The organism is Thauera phenolivorans (assembly GCF_001696715.1).
GTDB classification, from domain to species: Bacteria; Pseudomonadota; Gammaproteobacteria; order Burkholderiales; family Rhodocyclaceae; genus Thauera; species Thauera phenolivorans.
In genome coordinates this window covers 641854-647195 of the sequence record NZ_MBFM01000004.1, presented here as the reverse complement: position 1 = coordinate 647195, position 5342 = coordinate 641854, and the positions used below count along the sequence as shown (strand labels likewise).

The 5342-nt window shown below is 59.0% G+C and carries 4 protein-coding genes and 1 pseudogene; all 5 read right to left on the bottom strand.

The annotated features are described in order from the left end of the window. Positions 1–575: pseudogene (locus BB334_RS13020) on the bottom strand (IS1634 family transposase); the annotation flags it as partial. A gap of 80 nt (positions 576–655) precedes the next feature. Further along, entirely contained in the window at positions 656–1123 is a 468-nt protein-coding gene (locus tag BB334_RS13015) for an O-antigen ligase family protein (protein WP_068808905.1), read from the bottom strand. 127 nt (positions 1124–1250) lie between these two features. Then, positions 1251–2453 carry an O-antigen ligase family protein gene (locus BB334_RS13010; RefSeq protein WP_158014404.1) on the bottom strand — a complete coding sequence of 401 codons (1203 nt, stop codon included), beginning with the start codon at positions 2451–2453 and terminating at the stop codon, positions 1251–1253. A 97-nt stretch (positions 2454–2550) separates the two neighbouring features. Next, complete coding sequence (locus BB334_RS13005) at positions 2551–4437, bottom strand: sulfatase-like hydrolase/transferase (RefSeq protein ID WP_068808903.1); 1887 nt, start codon at positions 4435–4437, stop codon at positions 2551–2553. Between the two features lie 121 nt (positions 4438–4558). Next, entirely contained in the window at positions 4559–4981 is a 423-nt protein-coding gene (locus BB334_RS13000; RefSeq protein ID WP_068808902.1) for a pilin, read from the bottom strand. Positions 4982–5342: the final 361 nt, after the last annotated feature.

The window sequence follows — 5342 nt, the reverse complement described above, 5'->3', positions numbered from 1 at the left end:
ATCGTCGTGAGGTCGTAGAAGACCACCGAGAGATCCTGATCGATCAGCGGTCGCAGCAGCCCGGCGACCACCGCATCGACCTCGTCCTGATGGTCCATCAGCGCATCGAGGCTGCGCAGCAACTGCTGGTGGGTGACCGCCTTCGGCCCGAAGTCGGGCAGCGCCACGGTTTGCACCCAGCGCAGCACGCCAAGCTTGGACTCGGGGTCGCACAGGCGGTTGAGCACCATCAGCCGGATCAGCGCTTCCACGTCCGTGGTGCGGCGCGTACGGCGAAATACCCGCCGCAGCTCCGAGAAGCCCAGCGACTTCCACAGCTCGGTCAGCGCCCACACGTTACCGAGTGCCCGCGCGGACTCAAACGACACCGTGGGCGCCGGCGGCTTGGCGCCCATCGGCGCGCGGCCGGTGATCTTCAGCAGGCCGTTGATGACCGCGTCGAGCGACCCATCGACCTGTTCGGCGCGGCCGAGCGTGGCGACGGTGCGCTTCTTTACCCGTCCAGCCTCGTCGCGATAGGACTCGACGAGTTGGACGTAGCGGCGGCCTCCGGAGGTGGTGAGCTTGACATGCATGCCGCCACTTTACCAAGGCGCAAGGCCCCGTCAAGTTTAAAGGTCGCTGTTACCAACGTGCCACCACAGCACTTTTGCGATCATGGCCTTGAAACCCGCGCCGGTGCTGAAGGCACTTTCCGAAAAGGGGCGAAAATCGGGGTTAAGTGTCGAACCCCGGAGGCTCCCACCATGCCGACGCCAAGCATCAGGAAGGCCATCGGCGTGCCGTGGTAGAACACGCCGTCGACCAGCGACATGACGCATAGTGCAGTGACCAGGGCCATGCCGAGCGGCAGGGCGGAATCGTCGGGCTGGGTTGACGCGGCGCTCCGGTAGAGCAGCGCCCCCTTGACGGCGATCCAGCCGAGGAGGCCAAGGATCAGGCTCGTTCCGACAGCGCCCCATTCGAGCATGAGCTGAAAGACGCCGTTGTGGGCCTGGATGATTCCGTTCGTGGGCCATGCATGCTGGAACGCCTCGCCGCCCCAGCCGAACCAGGGGCGCTCGGCAATGAAAGGCAGCAAGTGGGTCCAGATGGTCAGGCGGCTCGAACTCAACTGATCCACCGACGCCGCGGCGACCGAGCGCTCGATCGCCCTCAGCCAGCTGCCTGGATGTTGTGCCTGCGGAAGGCAACGGAACGCCGACGCGGGGGTGGCGCTCTCCGGCAGTGAAGTGTGAACGTACTCTCATCTATGCTGATTTGGACTGAATTCCGTGAGTTGAAATCTTGGTGCTTTTTACAATGACGTAAGCGCTCAGAAGCAGCGTCATCGTAAACGGAATCGAATGGTAGAAATTGCCATCCACGAGCGCGAAGGCCACGGTCGAGATTAGTAAAGCGGCGATGATGGCGGTCGGTGTATCCTCGTGGCGGCGACGCAGGATCCGAATGCATAGCAACATCAGGCTACCAAGGCAAAGCATCAGTCCTGCTGTACCAATTACGCCGAACTCCATCAGCCATTGAACGATGAAGTTATGCGGCTGGACGAGATTGGCCGACGATGCGGTGATCCACCAATGCAGGAAGCCGTCTGGACCGAATCCGAACATCCACGAGTGGCCAACCTGTTGGAGAGACTGCGCCCAGATATGGAGCCGGCTTGCCGACACTCTGTTGAGCGAACCCAAGTCACTCGAGTATTCCCAAGTGTTATTCAGCAGATATGTCGCATCCGTAAGGAAGACAGCAGCGCCACCGGCAAGGAACGCCAGCAAGGGCTTGCGCAGGGCAGGCTCGAGCGGCGATCTGACTCGAAAGGCCAGGACCAGGAAGAGAAACACCCCCATCGACAGAAATTGCCCTCGGCCTGCAGACCATACTGATACAAAGCCGAGCAGTGCAAACAACGACAAGTTCAATGATTGGCTCAGCCGGCTATACGCGACCCAATAAATAAAGCTCAGAGCGAAAATCATCGCCAAGTCGTAATTCAGGTGCCTTAAATGTCGATAGATGGGCGGATCGCTCTTGATCGCGAGTTTGCTTGCCGATTCAGGAAGAATCGCCAGGAAGTGCGCCAAGACTAACAGCGCGCCCAGTACGGAGAGCAACTTGACCCAGAAGATAAAGCGTAATCCCCTTCCCTCTACGGCGCGGAACCAGCCGATGGCGGCAGCGAGAAAGAATGGTTGGACGGCGTAGACGATGCTGCGTGATCGCTCTGATACCGGAATGAAGTTCAGCATCCAGCCGACGATGGTGATGAGCAGAAGGAACGTCGCAAGTCTGAGCGTCGGGCTGCTGGTCAATGAGAACCGTGCTTCCCTCGCCATCTCTGGGATCAGAAGTCCGATGAAGCCCAACTGAAGATACGCTGTGAGCAGATTGGTCTCGACGCTTCCGACGCTTGTTGTTGCGTAAAGCGGAAGGGCGACCACCGCAGCAAGCAAGATTGAAGCGGCCTGAAGTCGTATCGATGCGGTCCCGTGTACACGCTCAGTGAAAATTCGTCTCATCTTGGTTGGCAGATAGTGTCGTGATCTTCAATTAATGGATTGCAGCGCCAGCGAGTGTCTTTCGATACGCATCAATACGGGCGATGTCTTCACCGGGCGGCTCCGACTCTAGGAATTCGGTGTCGGTCGCGGTTGAATACGAATAGTAGCGGTCCGCCGTCGCGGAAAAATAAGTCAGGCGGTCGGGGCAACGAAGCGCCACGTCCTTCATTGCAACTAGTTCTGCCAAACTCCGTTCGCGCAGACGCATTCGCCCGTCTGGAGCAATCTCGTAATGCTTGGCGCTTTCGGCGGCGAGTTCGGCCGGGTTGAGGGTCTTGTAGTTGGCGGCGCCGACGAAGCGTAGCCCCGTTTCCGAGAGCAAACATCGGTCGCGCGCGTCAAGTTTTATCTGGTCGCTCGCAGTGAAATGTTCAATGACGTCACGTAGGTCGGTTAGCGAAACCAGGTCGTCGCGACGTACATGTTCATTGGCTGGCTGGCCATTTCGGTATTGCAGAAGGCCGAGAATGACGCGGTTTTGGTGCTCGCTGAGCACGTTTGCCCCATGACCATAGCCCACGATGTTGAAGGCTTCGCCCCCACGGGTCGTCCGCGCTTCGATCTCCCCGAAACCTTCGCCATGATCGGACATTACGATGACGAGCGCGTCGTCAAGATGGCCTTTTCTTGAGAGGCGGTTGACGAGGTCACCAACCTGGGCGTCGACTGCGGTAAGCGCCGCGAGATGGCGAGCAAGGAATACGTTCGTCTCGCCCTCTGGGCGGCCCTTGGAATACCGGCTTTGGAACGGGAAGTGAGCTGATTCGAAATGCACCGCCATGAAAAGCGGCGCCGTGTCGCTGGCGGCTTCGGCTACGTGTTCGACGAAGGCCTCTGCATCATAATTCACATGCGAGGCGGTATTCAGATAGGAGAATGGGAGGGCACGCTGGCCCAGCCTAGTTTGCAGGATGAGGTTGGTCAGGGGCGTGTCATTCAGATCCTGCAAGAGGAAATCGAGCACGCCGACCCTGGGGCCGACAACCTGGTCGAAGCCGAAGGATTCGTCGATATGTGCGAACCTGCGCTCGTCGATTGCGAATATCGTTCGGTAGCCCTGCTGGCGCAATGCTTTGGTCAGGAGCGCATCGCGCTCCACATGTTTAACATCACGCAGATTGAAAACTGCGCCATGCTCGGCCGGCGAAAGTCCGCTCAGCACCGACATCCAGGCGGGAAAGGTGCGGCCCAGCGGGGTATAGGCGCGCTCGAAGTACATGCTTCGATCCAGCAAGGCGGTAAGATTCGGTAGCAGTGCACGGTTGGACTCGAACACCGGCCCGGAAAGTGAGTCGATGCCGATGACAATCACATTGCGCGTGCCTTCCGCGCGCGTGGATTCGCTTTTTGGGGCGATGCCGCCGGTAACGAGTATGGCCAATGTGGCGGCGCCGGCGCCCGCGAGACCCCTCCTCAGGGTTTTGCTTGTGCCCCGAATCCATGCATAACCGAGCGCGGCTACAAGAAGAGCGATCAAAGCACCCGCGGTCAGCGGATGGGCAAGGTAGGACAGGGCATAGGCATAGTCGGACAACGGAAAGACCAAACGGTTGACGACCACCAGCGCCAGCCAGCCCCCAACAAATACACAGATCCGGCTGACCGCCCAGTGAAGGCCATTCGCTGCCGACAAGCGATCCGATGTGTAGACAAGCCCTGAATGGAAAGCGGCGATAAGCAACAGATGCGCTGCGCCGTTGCGGGCGAGTTCGGCGCGGACTTCGGGCAAGTTCAGCGCCTCGCCCAGAAGGGTTTGAACGCGGAGGTCAATCTCCCCGATTTCGGCTAGCCCCAGAACTATTGGGGAAAAATAAACAGCTGTGAAAACGAAGAGGAAAGTAGCTTCTCCTGCAATACGCCGCGCCGAAATGCCCATTGAGCATTAATGTCCTGTAAATAAAAGAGACCGCCGTGGCGGTCTCTTCCTAAGTTAGTCCAGTACAGAGATTAGTACAAAAGTCCCAAGATGAACGAGTCCGTACGCGGCTTTCAGAGTGTTAAGTTGCGCGGCACTCTGCCGGGACATACTTATAATTATCGGCTTTATCCACAGTGCATGCCCAAGAGATCAGCCCGTTCGATGTTTGAGTCGGTTTGTAAGTCAGTACGACGTTCTTGGCATCAGCGGTTCCGGTAACCGCGATCACCCCCTTGGTGCAAGTAGACGACGCCGCATTCTTGAGCTTGTCGGTTGTTTCGATGTCAGTCACGCCATTGCACCAAGTAGTATCGTCAGAACTGTTAGCGATGTTTTCACCAACTGTGGCCTTCATCCCAGACGCCATGATCGCCAGTTCGGACACTCGCGCCCGCACCGTATAATCCTGATACGCCGGCAGCGCCACCGCAGCCAGAATGCCGATGATCGCCACGACGATCATCAGTTCGATAAGGGTGAAACCCTGTTGAACCTTCTTCATTTCCGTTTCCTCTTTCGAGTTTCGATTTCAGCGTTTCCGGCGCCGTCGGCCTAGGCCTCCCATCCGGCGCCTTCGGCATTCCTGTACGCAAGGGCCATGCCATGCGGAAATGCGTGACCGATTTCACGCGGCCTGCGGGCGGGCCGTGCCAATGCCATCGGCAAGCGAGCGGGGTCCGCGAACTGGCACAGCCTCGGCCCCGTCATCGCCGCTGCTGGCACAGCGAATGCCGTGCCACCGCACAAGGCAGCGTGCTCGCATGCCGCGCCGTTCGCCATCCCGCCCCGCCCGCAGCGTTACACTCCACCCCTCTCCCGTCTCCCACGCCCCTCCCGATGGACTACATCAGCCTCAACACCGC

Coding starts and splice junctions, on each gene's coding strand:
- BB334_RS13005 (WP_068808903.1), bottom strand. CDS start 4,437: ATGGGCATTTCGGCGCGGCGTATTGCAGGAGAAGCTACTTTCCTCTTC.
- BB334_RS13000 (WP_068808902.1), bottom strand. CDS start 4,981: ATGAAGAAGGTTCAACAGGGTTTCACCCTTATCGAACTGATGATCGTC.